This is a genomic window from Photobacterium damselae subsp. damselae (genome assembly GCF_038086725.1).
GTDB classification, from domain to species: domain Bacteria; phylum Pseudomonadota; class Gammaproteobacteria; order Enterobacterales; family Vibrionaceae; genus Photobacterium; species Photobacterium damselae.
Genome location: NZ_CP146971.1, coordinates 1,153,356 through 1,170,864 on the forward strand (window position 1 = coordinate 1,153,356; position 17,509 = coordinate 1,170,864).

Sequence of the window (17,509 nt, forward strand, 5' to 3'; positions counted from 1 at the left end):
GATATAATTTATTTTCTTGATATGAATAGAATATATTGATTACTTTTAAGGTATGGTTAATGACATTAATCAGTAAAATGGGGTTTACTCATTGGTCAACTCGTTTACTCTCTGAGTTTAATAGAAGTGATTTAAGTAAAATGTCATTAATTGCATATTGTAAAGCTGTATGCAGTAGTGCCTTAAAAGAAGATAATATATGTGGAGCATCTTTTGATTTATTTGAAGGTGTTACTGAGCAGTTTGTCAATTTAACTCGTTCTGGTAATTACAGTAACGATTTCTCGCTACCTATTTCTCTCGTTTTTAAACATTTTTCCATGGATTTTACTCAATGTCAGAGAAAGCCATTCATTATGACATTAGATCCTAATAGTCAGGATGATTTAAGCGTCTTTCCTTTTAGTACAAAATCCATTGCGCTATTTCCTATAACGAATTCAAAACGAATTATTGGATATTTTTCAATATGCGCATCTAATTTAAATGCATTTCATCAAGTTGAGATGGAAGCTATCTATTCATTGATGTCTTATTTTGTACTGCTGTACACATTGAAAAGTACTTCTGTTAATCAAAGCCCTTCCATTACTTGGGATAAGTTATCCTTAGCGATTAATCAATGTTCTGAAACCATCGTTATTACGGATCTTCGTGGCAATATCGAGTATGTGAACGATGAGTTTGAGCGTTCGACTGGATATAAAGCTCAAGATGTTTTAGGTAAAAATCCTCGCGTACTGCAATCAGGTAAGACAACTCGGGATACTTATCGAGATTTATGGAAAACATTACGCAGTGGAGAGCGATGGCAAGGGGAGTTTATTAACCGAAAAAGTTGCGGCTCAGAATATGTTGAATTTGCACGTATAACGCCAATACGCCAAGAGAATGGTGATGGTTCTGTTACTCATTACATGGCGATAAAAAAAGACATTACTGAAACAAAAGCGACCCGAAACCAAGTTGAAAAGCTTGCTTATTATGACTCATTGACTGGGTTACCAAACCGAGCTCTTTTTCTAAAGCGTTTAAAGAAGTTACTCAATGATACTCAAGGTCATGACCATGGGGATTGTTTATTACAAACGATAGGGCAAACAATACGCTCAATTTTAGAGTCTCACCACACATTAGCCCGTCTTGGTGGGGATGAGTTTGTTGTTATTGCTCCCGATACTGATGCAGAACAAGCTCAAACAATAGCTTATAAATTGCATCAAACGATTTCTCAACCCATTCCACTGAAAGGCCAAAATATTTCGGTTGGGGCAAGTATCGGCATTACCGTATGTGAAAAGCAGGGGCCCAGTGTTAGTACGTTACTAAAGCAAGCAGATATTGCGATGTATCGAGCCAAAGCTCAAGGAAATGGTTTTTGTTTATATCTACCAGAGATGGAATTAGCGTTAAATCGTAAAATAACATTAGCCAGAAAATTATTATCAGCCATCCGCCAAGATAAACTCGCACTTAACTTTCAACCTTTCATTGATTTAAATAGTCAGCAATGTGTAGGCGCTGAAGTATTGCTCCGTTGGTTTGATGATGATCTTGGCTGGATTTCGCCTGCTGAGTTTATCCCTTTGGCTGAAGAACGACATTTAGTTAGTGAAATCAGTAATTGGGTGATTCGCCATACTTGTCGTCAAATGTTGTCGTGGCAAAATCAAGGTTATGTATTGAATGGGCGTCTATCCATTAATATATCTGCTCAAGAGATAGGCCAAGAATCCTGTGCGCAGCGTATTATTCAGTTAGTTGAAGAAGAAGGTATTTCTCCTTATTTGTTAGATATTGAGATTACAGAGTCAGCTGTTGTTGTTTGTCCTCATTTAGCCGAAGATAATATTAATCAATTGGCTAAAGCTGGTTTTACAGTTTCTATTGACGATTTTGGTACAGGTTATTCTTCTTTGAGTAAGCTAAAACATTTTTCTGTTAATAAGCTAAAGATTGATAGAAGTTTTATTAGTGAATTATTAATTGATGACGCTAATCGAAAGATTGTAACTGCCATTATCGCTGTAGCAAAAAGCTTATGCCTCCAGCTCGTTGCTGAGGGGGTTGAAGATAAACAGCAAGAAGCGCTATTAAGTGAAATGGGGTGCGATTTTGCCCAAGGCTTTTTGTATACCAAGCCAATACCAAGTGAACAGTTTGCTCAAGACTGGCTTCAAGTAAATAATTAAGTGGTCGGACTGACTGGATTTGAACCAGCGACCCCCGACACCCCATGACGGTGCGCTACCAAGCTGCGCTACAGTCCGATAACATATACCGTAAAAGTGTTTTTTATTTAAATCAACTAATTCAATTAGATAGTCATGGTTTTTGTTTGTGAGATCACGCTATCGATAATAAAAAAGAACCTCTAACAAATTGATAGAGGTTCTTAAATTACTGGATTATCTTAGCTCAAGGAGTGAGTTCGATAGTTTAGTATTCCCAGTTCTCAACGCTATGAGCACCGAAGAATTGGTTAGAGAAGTAATCTTCACAAGTACCTTCACGCCATACATCAGCTGTTGCACAGTGTAGACCACCACCAAACGCATAAGCATCACGAAGATCGACAGGAACCACTTCAAAACCAAGCTTATCAAATTGCTCCATTTGACCATGTTCAGACGCTTCAACACACACAGTTTTATGGTCAAGAATCAAGGTATTCATTGATAACCAAGTACTTGAGTAACATAGCGGAGGTGGGTTATCCCATGCAGGTTGAACCGCTTCCACGATTTCCCAACCGTTCTTCTCAAAGATATCACGCTGGCCTTTGAATAGAGGACGATGAGGGTTCAATAACATCAATCCTGGACGTAGCGGACAGAATGTTGCATCGATATGAATTGGGTGGTTATCTTCAAAGCTTAGAGTATGAATACGGTATCCCATTGGCTCATACTTACGCTTAATCCAGCGAATACCAGCAAGGTTAGTAGTTAGGCCGTGCTGAACAAAGATGTCTTTACCTAGGCGCATAACATCGGCAGCATCAAATAGAATATCAGTTTCTTTGGTGCTGTACTCTTTACGAAGAGAGCGAGCCATTGTTTCTTCATCTGATAGATATTCGTAAGCGGCAACATAGTCCATACGGAAACTGTCATCAGATAGGCGAGGACGAGGTGCTTGCTCGATCATACACTCAGGGTCTGATTCAAAGTACTCACGTAGTAGATCGACATATGCTAGATATTCGAAGTAGCGGCTACGGAAGCTCATTGGTGCCATCAGAATGCTCTTACCCATAGTTAGTAAGCAGTCACGAGGAGGCATACAACCAAAGCCAGAACTGATAGTGAAATCAGGTGTAGTAATACGAGAATGCCAGTCTACAGCTCCTGGGCGGTCAACAATAATGCCGCGATTTTCTAGGATTTTAGCAAAGCCATTTAAGCACTCATTCGCACGATCGATGGTCTCTTGTGTACGGCGACCTGCTTTACTGCCACGCATTGGAGAGTCAGCAGGGATTTTTTCATTACTTGCAGGGCACGCTTCTGGAATATGCTGGTTGTCAGCGATACCAACGATTACGTGGCGAAGAGGGTCAAAATCGTTATAAGACTCAACATGCAATCCAGGGCGCACAATTGGAACACCAGAATCTTTGCGCTCTAGTGGTAAAGATGCATTTGGATATAAGTCATTAGAAATACTCATTGCTAATTCTCCGTGAGAACGAATATTAATTATGAAATAGATTCCTTCATTAACATTGTTATTTATTGCCGTGAATTATTATTGATATACGGCGAATGTATTTTTTGATCGTATCTCTCACAATGTATAATGTTTCTATTTCTTTCCGTTGATGAGCTTTGTTCCGCCCTTCAATGACTTATATATTGCGCTTTTTATTTTTGCTTAATAGTCAAGTTATGCTGGAAACTAATAAAAATCTGCTGTCGATGTTTTTATGAGTAAAAGACTTTTAAATCATAAGGATAGAGTTTTCTTTGTTGACGTTTTTTTGACGATTATAAACTGTGCGTAAGATTGTCTTTTTATGAAAGTGGCTATTTTCATTTCTTTTTGTTTCTGTCTGATTATCACATAAACAGCATTGTTCTTGTTAAGCTGAAGACGAATATCACGTTTTGACTTTATTACAACGGCGAATTAATCAAATTCAATCAATAATACGTCGTTAATATAAATTTGAATGAATAGCTCGTTTATCCATAACGGTAATATTGAATAAGTAACATATACCTAAGTATCTATAAATGATTGAGGTATAAAGCTATGGAAGCTGAGCTGTCTTTTAAACATGAATAGACAGAGTCACTAAACTGGATTGCTGGTTTAAAATGTTTAGATGAGTCAAGGAGGAGACAATCATGTATCAGAGAGCTGTGGCGCAAACAGCCAAGTTTTTGATGTTTGATATGCAAAAATTAGAGGAAACTCAGCATCTTATTTTCGGTGCTGATTATATATTGATACACCCAAATAGCCCCGGATGTATTCTTCATCTTGCAACCCATCATCTCAAGCTACAGCCTAATCAAATCGTTCTCTTAGCTCCTTTTAATCCGTTTCGTTTATCTCTTGAGAAAAGCAGTTGTTCCCGTCGAGCTTCGGTAAATGATTGTGATGTACTTCATTTTAGATTGAATGCACTAGGGCAGACTTTTGTTGATAGCGTTCAATTTGCCAATATTCGCAGTATGTTAGAACAAGCAAAGAGTGGTCTGCTATTTAGTGGCGAGCAGTTAAGTCTGTTTAAAGCGTATTTCCAGAAAATGGAAAACACCTTTGAATTTAAACAAGTTTTGAATTTATTGGCTCTGCTTGATGAATTAGCCGCTATTACCCCAGAGCGTTATTTAATCAATAACTGTATCGAAATTAGTAACAGCAAACGAGCAGAAGATAGGGTACAGATGGCCCTTAAATACATTGAAAATAACCTAGCAGAACCGTTAACTGTTACCGTTGTTGCCGAACAATTATGCATGGCAGAGAGTACGTTCTCGCGGTTTTTTCATGCCAACCTTGGCGTAACTTTTCGCCAATATTTGATTGAGCAAAGAGTAAAGCAAGCTGCGCGTTATCTGGTTTCTACTGATTGGAGTGTGGCACATATTGGTGCAGAGGTCGGTTTTTCATCTTTATCGAATTTTAATGCGAAATTTAAATCCATTTTGCGTGTCACTCCACGGGAATATCGCACGAATCATTTGGATATGCGCCAAGGGATTGAGCAGACTGCATCTGTTCAAGGACAAGTACAAAAACAAATGTTGGAGTTAGTTAATAGCTAATTTTTAATATATCAATCGAAAAAAGAGCCCTTTACTTTGTACCTAATGATTAGGGAACATTTTAGTAAAGGGCTTTTCATTTTGTTCTAATTATTTTTGCCGCTGCTATTTGGTCATAATGACTTCAGCAAAACGCTTTTCTGGCTCATGCATGCCATCTTGCCAAAACCAGTAAGGGATAGGCCCTGGGCAGTTTAAACTCACGACTTTATGATTACCTTTATTATCAATAGCATGAATGGTCACACCCTCGGTATAGCCATCTTTTAGGTATTTGAGATCATTGATGGCTTCATAAACAGCGTCATCCAAACTCATCCCCATCTTCATATAAAGCACCACAGCATGAGCGGTCGAACAACGAATATTCATCTCTCCGGTATGAGTACATGCACAAGCTCCATATCGACTGTCGGCATATGATCCTGCCCCAATAATCGGACTGTCGCCTAATCGGCCCGGATACTTCCATGCCCAGCCCGATGTTGAGGTGGCGGCTGTGATTTTGTGTTCACTGTCAGAGGCTAGAAAAACAGTTGTATCACGAACACGTTCTGGATCGGTGGCATTATTGGATAATTTTGCTAATGGAATATGGGGAAATGCATTTTTTTCTTCCTCTGTCATCGACTGCTCTAGCTTTTCCCACCAAACTCGTTTTGAATCCTCAATCAGATTATCACCCTCTTTGGCTTCAATCTCTTTGGCAAAAATCGCAGCGCCTTCACCGACTAAGATCTCATGGTTAAGATCGGTCATAACGCGATAGGCAACATCGATAGGATGCATAAAGCCTTTGAGTGCACCAACCGCGCCAGTACGAAGACTGTTGCCATCCATAACCGAGGCATCAAGCTCCATTTCCCCAAGAACATTGGGCCAACTGCCATAACCTACTGTTCTAACTCTTGGATCGCTTTCAACCAATCGAATGCCTTCAATAGATGCAATAAGGCCATCTTCGCCAGCTTGGAGTTGACGTGCTGTTTCTGCAATTCCTGGGTAAGCTTCTGAATTTGCAATTAAAATCATGCTAAACGTATCCTTTAAATATTATCTTGGGCGATGTGTTCGCACAGTTGAGTTAATAACAGAGTGCCAAATCCAGTGCTTGCTTTGCTGTAAAGCTTTCGCTGTGGCTGGAAGGTCATCGCTGCGCAATCGATGTGGATCCATTTTTGTTGTGGTTGAATAAACTGAGCGAGGAAGGTTGCTGCAACACAAGGACTGCCATCTGGTGTCTCACCTCCATGGCGGTAATCCGCGTAATCACTGGCAAGAATGTCTTGATACCAAGGGTCGATAGGAAGAGGCCACAAACGCTCAAAACATTGCAGTCCAGAGTGTTGAGCTTGTTTGATCAACTCTTCATCATTACCCATTACTGCTGCGTAAGCTTTACCCAGAGCAATCCCCGCAGCTCCTGTTAGGGTTGCAATATCAATAAGGTAATCAGGTTGATACTGTTGTTGTGCATAATGAAGAACATCGGCCAGAACCATGCGACCTTCTGCATCTGTGGTGATGATTTCAACGCTTTTGCCCGACAACATAGTGACGACATCACCAGGTTTTAAGGCTTGGCTAGATGGCATGTTTTCCACTAACCCACATAAACCGATCACGTGAACAGGAAGTTGTAATGCGCTGATTGCCTGAATTGCGCCAACGACCGCTGCCGCACCAGCCATATCAGTTTTCATTGTGCTCATATAGCTTGGCTGTTTTAAGCTAATACCACCAGAATCAAAGGTGACGCCTTTCCCGACTAACGCTATGGTACAAGAGGGATTGGCGGGCGTATATTCAAGGGTTAATAAGCGAGGAGCTTTATTGCTGCCTTGGCTGACTCCCATTAAGCCGCCAAAGCCTTGCTCTTGCATTGTAATATCATCAAGAACAGATAAAGTAATACCACTCAGTGCTAACTGTTCTACTGCTGAGACAAAACTTTCAGGATAAAGAACATTGCCCGGTTTATTGATAAGTTCGCGAGCGGTTAATTGGCTTAGTGCCAGCACTTTTCCTTCATTAAACACTTGTTGCCAGCGAGTATTACTTGTTTCTAATTGATACTGAGTGATTGACGTTGAGATAGTCGCTGTAGGTTGATGCTGGTAGCGATAGTTAGCTAATGCTAGACCAAATGAGAGCCATTTTATCCAATACTCAGCCTCTATGTGTTGTAAGCATAATGGCGTGATGTACAGGGTCAGTTGTTGGCTTTTACTCAATTGTTGGCCAAGAAGACAGCCCAGATCTTGAATATCAGCTATGGAATAGGCGCTTTTACTGACGGTGCCATCATAGTCTTCAGCTTGAAAATCAATCTCTATATTTTTTTGTTCACCTAAATCGATAAGTACACTTGAGGTTCGATTTGTGGTTATCTCATGATGGTGGAGATGTAAGATTAACATCTTGATATCCTTATCTTATGAATGCTGTGGTCTTGTATCTGTTGGAGTGCTGTTAGACGTTTGTTTTGCTTGTTGTTGCGCAGCATCACGCCAGCGACGCATCCCTTTGTGTGAACGTAATTGAGGGTTAGCAATTTCATCGACAGCAAAGTTAAGCAGAGATAAACCAATTGCAATAAAAGTAAGGGCAATACATGGGGTTAAAATTTCCCACCACGCACCGACTAACATAGAAGATGAGGTTTGTACGTTATATAACATTACGCCCCAACTGATAGCGTTTGGATCGCCTAATCCTAAAAATGACAAGCTGGCTTCGGTCATGATGGCCAGTAAAACACAGCCAATAAAGCTTGCACCAACAATTGAGATAAGATTTGGCAAAATTTCAACGCCAATAATACGCCATGGGGATTCCCCAAGAACTTCCGCCGCTTTGATGAACTCTTTTTCGCGTATGGAGAGAGTTTGGGCTCGTACCACTCGGGCTCCCCACGCCCACGAGGTTATAGCGATGACGACGGCTATGGTGGCAGGCCCCGCTTGACCTATAAATGCAGCAATAATAAATAATAACGGTAGCTGTGGAACAACCAGCATAATGTTCATTGCCGCTGTTAATATTTCATCCACTTTACCGCCAAAATAGCCAGCTGATACACCAATAAAGGTCGCTAAAAAGCAAACCAGAATACCTGCACCAAATCCAACAAATAGAGAAGTTCTAGCGCCATAAACTACTTGAGACCAAATATCGCGGCCCATTCTGGATGTTCCTAATACGTGATCAGCATTGCGGGACATCATCAAAGTACGTTTGTTGGTCGCCAGATTTTTTGCTATCCAGCCATCAGGATTGTTTTTAGCGGCTTTAACCACAAAAGCTGGGTACTCATGGGGGTAGCCTGTGCCTTTATCAGGGGCGTGTTTGGTGATCACTGGAGCAAAGACAGCAACAAATAAAAACAGCGCCAAAATGCAAAGTCCTGTTAACGCTTTTAGATTACCTGTCAGTAACTTAATAAAGGTTTTCATACTTAACGACTCCCATTACGAAGACGAGGATCAAGAAAGACAATCAACAAGTCGGCCATAAAGTTAAAGAACAGCATAAATAGAGTCATAAGCAGTAACTGTCCCTGTAAAACTTGGTAGTCTCGGGCATGAATGGCGTTTAATAAAACAGTTCCAAGTCCTGGATAGTTAAAGATCATTTCAACAATTAACTGGCCACCAATGGCAGTACCAAGTGCCATAGACAGAGCTGTAACACTAGGAAGCATGGCGTTACGAGCCGCATAATTAAAGACGATTCGGTTTTCACTCAGTCCTTTTGCCTTTGCCATGGTAATGAAGTCTTCATTAAGCAAGTTGATCATGTTATTACGCATATTGATCAAAAAGCCCCCGATTTGGGTGACGGTGGCACACACTAGAGGAAGTACCATGTGATAAGCCACATCTTTATAAAAATCCCAACTGCTCCAATCAGGAATTGTGCCTGGTGTATAGGCATTGCCGGTTGGAAACCATTCAAGTCCAATGGCAAAGATAAACATAACCAGCATCGCAATAACGACGGAGGGAACCGATTGAATAACTAACATGCCAGGGGAGATAAAGGCATCATAATTACTGCCTCGACGCCAAGCGGCAAAGATCCCAAGAGTTGAGCCGATACAAAAAGAGATAATGATTGCCGTTCCTGTTAGAAACAGAGACCATCCCATAGCACTTCCCAGTAACTCATTGACTGATAATGGGTAAAACTTGATTGATGTGCCCCAGTTCCCAGTGAAAATATTGGCAAGGTAAGAGAAATATTGCTGATAGAGCGGTCCATCGACAAAGCCGAGCAGTTTTTTCATGGCTTCGATTTTCTCTGGACTCACGTGAGCCATCGCATTGGCAAACATCATAGTGACCGGATCGCCTGGCATCATGCGGGGTAAGATAAAGTTTAAGGTCGCGGCAAAAAATAGCGCGATAACGTAGAACATTAAACGACGTAAGAAAAAGCTCATAATCAATCCCTAATTACGATTTTGGAGCAAGATCAAAAGGATGGCAGCATAAAACCGCACGCTGCCATCAAAGAGATTTACGGTGTAAATTAGCTTCTTGGCTTAAGATCCAACACATGAAGTAGGCGCTCAGGAACTCCTGCCCATGCAAGTGGTCGACCTTTTGGATTTTCTGCGCTCCACCAACCGGTAAAACGAGATTCATTAAACTGATACACATCAACGCCCGACATTACAGGAATGGTGACTTGGTTTTCGGCAATGATCTTTTGAATCTTATGTGAAATGGCCTTTTGCTCATCGACACTGGCTGTTTTATAGAAACTGTCAATTAATGTGTCTAATTCTTTGTTTTTAAAGAAATGCATAGCAAAACGCGGCATGCTATCGCCTGCTTGATAACGTGAGTGATATGCACTGCTCCAGTAACGATGTGGGTCTGCGCCATTAAAGTAGTTGGTATAGGCAACATCATAAGTTCCCGTTACCATCGCTTTGTTATATACCGCAAAATCAGGCGTTCGAGCTTTAGCGTTGATACCTGCTGCATGAAGCTGCTCTACACCTAATTGAACGGTGTTATTAAAATCGGTCCATCCGTTAGGGGATTGCACTTCTAATTCAATTTTTTTCCCTGTTGGGGTTTCGACAAAGCCGTCACCATCGAGATCTTTAAAGCCTGCTTTGGCTAATAGTGCTTTGGCATTGTCGACGTTGTAAGTATTAAATTGTTTATAATTATTGTGAGTCTCAGGATCGGACCACAATTTAAATACTTCGCCTAAGCCTGAGGCGTAGTCGTTCACCACACCGTTACCATAGAAAGCCACATCAATGATCATTTGACGATCTATTGCCATCGAGAACGCACGACGGAAATCAATATTGTTAATGGCTTCGTGGTTGCCTTCTTTCGGGGTATTAAAGTTCAGCATAAATGACTGAGTGGTTGAGGCTGGATACCAGTATTTATGATGAGGGTTACGCGCGACATAGGTAGCTTCAATATCGGGAATAAAAGCAGACGACCAGTCGAGTTCTGATTTAATAATTTTACTGAGCAGTTGATCATTGTTGGCAATTTGTGGTGCTCGCAGACAGTCAACATCCAAATTGTCATTATCCCAGTAATATGGATTGCGGCATTGAACATAGAGTTGCGGTGTAAAGAGGTCGATTTCTGTGAAAGGACCTGAGCCGACAGGATTTTCATTAGCGTAGTTTTCAGGATTTTTAATATCTTGCCAAATATGCTGTGGGACAATAGGTACAGCAGAAATTTCATAAGGTAAATTTGAATTGGCTTCGGTTAGATCAAAAATCACCTTATTGCCGTCTTGCTTGATGGCTTTGATCCAACTATTAATACCGCGAGGATCCAGCTCTGGCTTAGCTTTAATCAAGTTAAAAGAGTAGACCACATCAGCTGCGGTAAACGGTTTTCCATCTGACCACTTAACACCGTCACGGATCTCAAAAGTCACTTGGGTGAGATCTTCCGACATATAATAGTTTTTAGCCAAACGCATTACGGGTTTATTTTCTTGCATTTGGTTAAAAATCACCAAAGGTTCGTAAATAAAGTCTGTAGTGGTACGTAAGTTTGTTGATAAAAACGGGTTAAAGTTACGAATCATGGTTGGATAAAAATCGGGCACAATCGTAAGTTGGGTTTTTTCTTGTGCCATAACGGTAGGGGTTGCCATAGCAGCCGATATGACAAGGCAAGTTAAGGTGTATTTTGGATTGAAGAGCATAACGGTTCCTTACTCTAATTGGAATGAACTTAAAATCCGTGTTAAGTGGGATAGCTATAATTACTATTTCTGGCTTTGCTTTTTATTTCTTAGCGGTAAATCGAAAATAAAGTATTTAATTAAATAAATTTTCTGTTTTTTGATATTAAGCATTATTAGTTTATTTAAAATAAGAGAGAACACACCTAATGAATTTAAGTGCATTTCTCTTATTGATATAATTTAAAAGTTATTTAATATCAGTCTAATTAAGATAAATAACTTTGACTTAAATGATATATTTTTAATTGTTTCTCAATACAATCCTTATTTAGTAGTCCTATATAACGGATCTGTTTTTTATATCCGCTACACGTTGAAGGCAATAAAGTAAAACTGGAATCACTAAAGCGACTGAGGTGATCATCGACTTCGAGATGAACAAACAGACAAGGTTCCTCACAATCGAGCTCAATTATGATACCTAATTCGTCTTCAATAACCTGAGCGTGAATTTTTCCCGGTTGCAGTTTGGCTTGCTTAAATACGGTAGGAAAATAATCATTCTCAATCGTTGATGTTTGTCCGTTATTACTTCCAGAGTAACATTCAATAGTAATTTCAACGTGATAGAAGTGATCTTTCTCATTGATATTGGATGTATTTATAAAATGTTGCCAGATGATGTCACTGCTGTCTGGTGTTAATTCTCCATTTATAGGCCAAGTTTGGAGAATATCTCCTTGCCATGAAAGTTGCAGCACCTGCCCCTGATAGTTCACGACTTTATGCTCATCATTTATAGCACTTAGGGTTAATAGCCCATTGTCTTGCTGAATAAAAGTCACTAATTGAGGCGCAAAGAAACGCTTAGCATGATAATGCAATTGTTTCCAGCGCCCGGTATATTCAATACTTGACCAAGAGCTTACAGGCCAGCAATCATTTAGTTGCCAATATAAAATACCACGGCAATGATTTTTATGTGCACGCCAATATTCACTGGCTGTTTTTATTGCCAATGCTTGCTGAACTTGGCTTAAATACAACATATTGGCAAAATTACTAGGGAAGCGAAAATAACGGGTAAACATTTCCGTTATAATGCTATTTCCTCGTTTGTTTTTTTGATGACTTTCAAATGTTGGCGAAGTGACATTCCATTCATCATAATCAGCAAAGGTTTTAACGGTTGGTAATGATGGCCAAGATTGATAGCCAAATTCAGAACAAAAACGAGGTTTTACCTGATAATAAGCATCTAATGATTTTCCTGAGTGCCATACATCCCAAAAGTGCATGTCACCACAGTTATCATCATGCCAAGCATCACCAAAATCGAGTTCACCATTACAAGGAGAACTGGCCCAAAAGCGACGTGAGGAATCGTGTTTTTCTACAATTTGCGCTAACACGCGATTAAGGCGGTCATAATTAACCACGTATTTTTCTCGGTGTTGACGCGATTCGGGATACCAGTTAATAGCACCAATCACTTCGTTATCCCCACACCAAAGCGCAAGACAAGGGTGATCTGCTAATCGATCTATCTGCTGAATAACTTCTTGTTCGACTTCTTGAATAAATTCAACCGTAGAAGGGTAGAGGGCGCAAGCAAACATCAGATCTTGCCAGACGAGCAAGCCTAACTCATCGCAGATCTGGTAGAAGCAATCTTGTTCATACGAACCGCCACCCCAAACTCGAATCATATTCATATTAGCATCGACAGCATTTTGCAGTAATTGGCGATATCGTTCTGGAGTTTGTTGACTTGGCATGGCATCGAGTGGAATCCAATTTGCCCCTTTTGCCGTGATGGTTTGTCCATTTACAACAAACTGCATTTTTGAGCCAATATCATCAAGCGATGTATCGAGTTCTAATTGACGAAAACCGATTTGCTTAGTGATGCTCTGTTCATTAAGCGTAATCTCTAATGGATAAAGAGGTTGTTCACCATAACCTGCTGGCCACCATCGTTTTGGCTGGTGGACATCAATGGTGTAATAAAGGGTATAATTTTTATCGATATCTTGGTTATCAATAGGTAACGCGATAGTGTGTACTTGCTGATTAAAATCAATCGTGAGTTGTTGCTGTTCAAATGCGGCCAGAGCTTGATAAGTAATAGCAAGCTCCAATTGGCAATGTTCTGAGCTCAGCCAATTTTGTGTGGTACGGACATTGACCAGGCGTGTGTTATTCAACGGCTCTAATGTAATGGATTGATAAACACCACTAACCAGTAGGCAAATCCCCCAATCCCACCCTGCATGACATTGTGTTTTGCGTAAGGTATTCATATGCGGTATTTGGTTATTACCCTCAGCCCAAGGTATAGGGAAAGGCAGCTTTTCTGCTCGTGCTTTGGCTTCAATATCACTGCGTTTTAATAAAATAGAGATGTGATTAATGCCAAGCTTAAGGGCCGATTTTACCTCTTGGTGGTAGGTTTGAAATTGATTGCTGCAATGAAGAACACTGTGTTGGTTTATTTGAATATCAGCGACGGTATCAACAAAAGAGAGCGTTAAATCAATCGCATGGTGATCAAGCATCTCTTGTGAAACCTCAAACTCACGGGTAAGTAACCAATCACTTTCACCGACCCACTGAACAAGAGATTCATTTTCAGCAAAATAGGGATCAACAATCAGTTCTGCGGCTAATAAGGCAGAATGAACATCGCCAGGCAAGGTGCAAGGAATCGCAATATGGCTATGCTGCGGTGAGGTTAATTGCCATTGTCCATCAAGTAAAAGTGTCGCCACAACTAACTCCCTATTGTCGGCTTGATTTTCATCCAGTTTAGTATGCTTTTCATTGCACTTCAGTAGCAAAAAACGCCACCAACTGGACTTCTGTAGCCAATAGAAAAAATTGTGAACTGTTTCTAATTTGACCGATTACTCAGCTTAATACTTAGTTTAAATAGAGCGATGATAAAAATAGCCTGTAAGTAAATCGTCACTTACAGGCTATTTCAGATATCTTTTAGATTAGTAGCTGCGATATTCGGTCGGTGTTTTGCCTGTTTTGCGTTTAAACACTCGACAAAAATAATTGGAATCGTGGTAGCCACAACGTTGGGCCACCTCTTCTAGGCGAAAGTTGTAGCGCTTGAGCATAAATTTAGCACGCTCTAATCGAACCCAAGAGATATAGTCCGCAAAGCGCATGTGACCTTCTTGACGAAACAGACGTGAGAGGTGATTTGGTGAAATATTAAAACGCGCTGCAACGGTATTTCGGTTAATGTTGCGATGAAAGTTTTCTTGCACATAGATGCAGATCCCTTTAAACAGATCTTGGCTACGACGGGCTGTATCTTCCATCGGGGTTTCAATCATATCTTTGCAATAGCTAAGCAGAGCCAACAGCATAAATTTATCAGCAGGCTGCTTTTTCTTTTCATGCGCTAAGCTCGAAAGGGCATTTAAAATATGATCAACTGCATGGCCTGTCCGTTGTGGAACACTGTATTTCACCACATCATAAAAGCCATCTTCATTTTCTCGTTTACTGACTAAACTGAAACCCAATTGACTCTTACCAAAAAGCAAACTGAGCACTGAACATTCATGATCCCAACTTGGTTTGTTCCATGCGTTGGCTGGAATAAAAAGAGCGTCACCCACTTCAAGGGCAATATGATCGACCTGTTGTTGATGGTTTTCTAACGTGTTTTCATAGCGGCCCTTAAAAACCAGCTCAAGGCGAGGAAAGTTGACTTGGTAGCCCGCTTCAGGTGGTGGCATCGAGTCGCCAGCAAACCAGATATTATTAACTGAAGCGCTATCCGTGATGACATTGTCCAGTAAGTCGACAAAAGTTTTGTTCATGATATCAGTACTAAAATGAAGACCTCTGCGATTTCCATAGTTGCAGAGATAAGGTTAACGTTTTGGATTAGGTGTCAATAAGCCTGTGATAATTATGCATCTATTATCATTTAATGATGCAATATGCGCGATACGCGATGCTGGAATTTGTTAGCTTGATGCCACTTTATTTTTGGGACTGTGCGGCATTCGATATTTATTATTTGATATTAGAAATTGTATGCCAATTAAGGCGTAAAATTATATGGAGTAAGGGAATGGATAACCGCCAGAGCTGATAGATATTAGCTCTGGCGGAAGTTATGGATTAAGCAGAAGCGAAGTGAGCTTCAATTTTGTCCATAATTTGTGGTGCTTTTTTCACTGCGTCTGCAACACCAACTCGAACGATTTTTTTGCCTTTAAAGCGGTCTTCATTTTTGATTGCAATGTCTTTAGTTAGAATTACGATATCGCAGTCTGCCACTTCATTTAATGTAATTTCGTTTTCAATACCGATAGAGCCTTGAGTTTCGATTTTTACATCCCAGCCTTTTGCTTTAGCTGCTGTTTCTAGTGCTTCTGCTGCCATGTAAGTGTGAGCAACGCCAGATGGGCAAGAAGTTACGCCTAATAGTTTCATGTTATATCTCCAGAATTTGGTACTTATCAATTATTCAAATGTTAGTTCTAGTGAGTCTTCGTCAGAATCTTGCTGTACTGAATCTTGACGTTGCTCGATAGGTTTTTTCAGTGCGTTGACCATCAAGGCTGTTGCTACGGAACCTGCAACAATTGCTAGGATGTAGTACAGACGACCATCAACAACTGGAAGTACGATTAAACCGCCCCATGGTGCATGGTTAAGAACACCGAACATAAAGGCCACAACGTTACCAACCATACCGCCAACTACGATTGATGGGATTACACGCATTGGGTCAGCGGCTGCGAATGGGATAGCACCTTCGGTGATACCGATACAGCCCATGATACCTGCTGCTTTACCTGCTTCACGCTCTTCGTCTGTGTAACGCTTAGGAGAAAGAAGAGTTGCTAAGAACATGCCTAGTGGTGGTACACAGATTGCTACACCAACACCGCCCATTAACCATGGTTGAGTACCTACTTGAGTTTGAGCAAATAAAGTAGCTACTTTGTTGATAGGACCACCCATATCAAACGCAGTCATACCACCTAAAATTACACCTAAGAATGCTTTAGATGCGCCAGCCATACCTTGTAGCCAGCCATTCATTGCTTCCATTGCCGCTGCAATTGGTGCACCGATAACCCAGATAACAAGCGCAGAAACAATAAACGTACCGCCAATAGGCAAAATAAAGTAAGTAGAAATGGCTTTTAGCTTATTAGAAAGCGGAATACGTTTTAGTTGAAGAACTACATAACCTGCGATGAAGCCGACTACGATAGCACCAAGGAAACCAGCTTGTACTTGGTTTGCAAGGTAAGCACCAATCATACCTGGAGCTAGTGCAGGACGGTCTGCGATTGAGTAAGCAATGTAACCACCAAGAACAGGAACAAAAAGAGTAAAGCCTGCAATACCCATGTCCCAAAGACCTTCAAGGAACACACCTTCAGGAACCGCACCTTTACCACCAAGCATTACGGAAAGGGCTAGAAGTACACCACCGGCAACAACGAAAGGTAACATGTGGCTGGTACCTGTGAGCAGGTGTCGTTTTAATTGCGACAATTGGTTTTTCATAACGGTAAACTCCATTTCGTTTAATTCGCTATCACTAGGACTTTTATACCCTAGCAATAAATAGCTGTATCAAAGGTCGGGCTGCATGCTGCCTTGTTGGACGCAATTATGGTTCGCACTCCGTTGTGAGGAAATGAGACAAATAGGGCATTAACTGGACATTTGTACCCACCGTTTTTAGGTGTGATTCAGCTCTCAGGCCTAAAGTGATAGGGCTCACGGAATTAATGGCGTTTATGGCTATTGATAGCTAAAAAAGTGTTGCTGATAGTTTTTTAAACACGATTACGCAGGGTTTTTGAGCGAGTGAAAGTCATTTAGTGCTAAATCGGATAGATATCGAGCAAACAAACCTAAGAGGGCTTTACTGTAACTCAATGACTCTATATGATTCACCGCATTGGAGAGATGGCTGAGTGGTTGAAAGCACCGGTCTTGAAAACCGGCATACGTTTGTAGCGTATCTAGGGTTCAAATCCCTATCTCTCCGCCAT

12 protein-coding genes and 2 tRNA genes are annotated in these 17,509 nt (G+C 40.7%); 3 read left to right on the forward strand and 11 right to left on the reverse strand.

Annotated features, from left to right (window positions below):
* Positions 1–59 precede the first annotated feature (59 nt).
* Complete coding sequence (locus tag WAX86_RS19800) at positions 60–2,192, forward strand: EAL domain-containing protein (RefSeq protein WP_341489569.1); 2,133 nt, start codon at positions 60–62, stop codon at positions 2,190–2,192.
* Position 2,193: 1 nt separating this feature from the next.
* Here WAX86_RS19800 and WAX86_RS19805 read toward each other — a convergent pair.
* Together WAX86_RS19805 and WAX86_RS19810 are read right to left on the reverse strand one after the other, a co-directional pair.
* Positions 2,194–2,270: transfer RNA gene (locus WAX86_RS19805), tRNA-Pro, on the reverse strand.
* 169 nt (positions 2,271–2,439) lie between these two features.
* The gene (locus tag WAX86_RS19810) at positions 2,440–3,672 is read right to left on the reverse strand and encodes a serine/threonine protein kinase (RefSeq protein WP_044179556.1); all 1,233 of its coding nucleotides are present in this window, start codon (positions 3,670–3,672) and stop codon (positions 2,440–2,442) included.
* A 680-nt stretch (positions 3,673–4,352) separates the two neighbouring features.
* Here WAX86_RS19810 and WAX86_RS19815 point away from each other — a divergent pair.
* The gene (locus tag WAX86_RS19815) at positions 4,353–5,279 is read left to right on the forward strand and encodes a helix-turn-helix domain-containing protein (RefSeq protein WP_068946525.1); all 927 of its coding nucleotides are present in this window, start codon (positions 4,353–4,355) and stop codon (positions 5,277–5,279) included.
* A 105-nt stretch (positions 5,280–5,384) separates the two neighbouring features.
* Here WAX86_RS19815 and WAX86_RS19820 read toward each other — a convergent pair whose 3' ends face one another.
* The 9 genes from WAX86_RS19820 to WAX86_RS19860 all read right to left on the reverse strand — a co-directional run bounded on the left by WAX86_RS19820 (position 5,385) and on the right by WAX86_RS19860 (position 17,015).
* Positions 5,385–6,311 (reverse strand): N(4)-(beta-N-acetylglucosaminyl)-L-asparaginase, encoded by a 927-nt coding sequence (locus tag WAX86_RS19820; protein WP_341489570.1) that lies wholly within the window; start codon positions 6,309–6,311, stop codon positions 5,385–5,387.
* A 14-nt stretch (positions 6,312–6,325) separates the two neighbouring features.
* Positions 6,326–7,699 (reverse strand): leucyl aminopeptidase family protein, encoded by a 1,374-nt coding sequence (locus WAX86_RS19825; RefSeq protein ID WP_341489571.1) that lies wholly within the window; start codon positions 7,697–7,699, stop codon positions 6,326–6,328.
* 15 nt (positions 7,700–7,714) lie between these two features.
* Positions 7,715–8,734: an ABC transporter permease gene (locus WAX86_RS19830; RefSeq protein ID WP_237030239.1), complete on the reverse strand. Its 1,020-nt coding sequence runs from the start codon at positions 8,732–8,734 to the stop codon at positions 7,715–7,717.
* A 2-nt stretch (positions 8,735–8,736) separates the two neighbouring features.
* The gene (locus WAX86_RS19835; protein WP_005304062.1) at positions 8,737–9,723 is read right to left on the reverse strand and encodes an ABC transporter permease; all 987 of its coding nucleotides are present in this window, start codon (positions 9,721–9,723) and stop codon (positions 8,737–8,739) included.
* 89 nt (positions 9,724–9,812) lie between these two features.
* The gene (locus tag WAX86_RS19840; RefSeq protein ID WP_341489810.1) at positions 9,813–11,429 is read right to left on the reverse strand and encodes an ABC transporter substrate-binding protein; all 1,617 of its coding nucleotides are present in this window, start codon (positions 11,427–11,429) and stop codon (positions 9,813–9,815) included.
* Positions 11,430–11,728: 299 nt separating this feature from the next.
* Positions 11,729–14,233, reverse strand: coding sequence for a glycoside hydrolase family 2 protein (locus WAX86_RS19845; protein WP_341489572.1), 2,505 nt, complete (start codon positions 14,231–14,233; stop codon positions 11,729–11,731).
* Positions 14,234–14,461: 228 nt separating this feature from the next.
* Positions 14,462–15,304 carry a helix-turn-helix transcriptional regulator gene (locus WAX86_RS19850; RefSeq protein ID WP_005304069.1) on the reverse strand — a complete coding sequence of 281 codons (843 nt, stop codon included), beginning with the start codon at positions 15,302–15,304 and terminating at the stop codon, positions 14,462–14,464.
* 307 nt (positions 15,305–15,611) lie between these two features.
* On the reverse strand, positions 15,612–15,926 hold the full coding sequence (locus tag WAX86_RS19855) for a PTS fructose-like transporter subunit IIB (protein WP_005304073.1): 315 nt from the start codon (positions 15,924–15,926) through the stop codon (positions 15,612–15,614).
* 30 nt (positions 15,927–15,956) lie between these two features.
* Positions 15,957–17,015 (reverse strand): PTS fructose transporter subunit EIIC, encoded by a 1,059-nt coding sequence (locus tag WAX86_RS19860; protein ID WP_065170596.1) that lies wholly within the window; start codon positions 17,013–17,015, stop codon positions 15,957–15,959.
* A 402-nt stretch (positions 17,016–17,417) separates the two neighbouring features.
* Between WAX86_RS19860 and WAX86_RS19865 the strand changes: the two genes are divergently transcribed.
* Positions 17,418–17,508, forward strand: a tRNA-Ser gene (locus tag WAX86_RS19865).
* Position 17,509: the final 1 nt, after the last annotated feature.

Coding starts and splice junctions, on each gene's coding strand:
- WAX86_RS19860 (WP_065170596.1), bottom strand. CDS start 17,015: ATGAAAAACCAATTGTCGCAATTAAAACGACACCTGCTCACAGGTACC.
- WAX86_RS19820 (WP_341489570.1), bottom strand. CDS start 6,311: ATGATTTTAATTGCAAATTCAGAAGCTTACCCAGGAATTGCAGAAACA.
- WAX86_RS19835 (WP_005304062.1), bottom strand. CDS start 9,723: ATGAGCTTTTTCTTACGTCGTTTAATGTTCTACGTTATCGCGCTATTT.
- WAX86_RS19815 (WP_068946525.1), top strand. CDS start 4,353: ATGTATCAGAGAGCTGTGGCGCAAACAGCCAAGTTTTTGATGTTTGAT.
- WAX86_RS19840 (WP_341489810.1), bottom strand. CDS start 11,429: ATGGCAACCCCTACCGTTATGGCACAAGAAAAAACCCAACTTACGATT.
- WAX86_RS19825 (WP_341489571.1), bottom strand. CDS start 7,699: ATGTTAATCTTACATCTCCACCATCATGAGATAACCACAAATCGAACC.
- WAX86_RS19855 (WP_005304073.1), bottom strand. CDS start 15,926: ATGAAACTATTAGGCGTAACTTCTTGCCCATCTGGCGTTGCTCACACT.
- WAX86_RS19850 (WP_005304069.1), bottom strand. CDS start 15,304: ATGAACAAAACTTTTGTCGACTTACTGGACAATGTCATCACGGATAGC.
- WAX86_RS19810 (WP_044179556.1), bottom strand. CDS start 3,672: ATGAGTATTTCTAATGACTTATATCCAAATGCATCTTTACCACTAGAG.
- WAX86_RS19830 (WP_237030239.1), bottom strand. CDS start 8,734: ATGAAAACCTTTATTAAGTTACTGACAGGTAATCTAAAAGCGTTAACA.
- WAX86_RS19800 (WP_341489569.1), top strand. CDS start 60: ATGACATTAATCAGTAAAATGGGGTTTACTCATTGGTCAACTCGTTTA.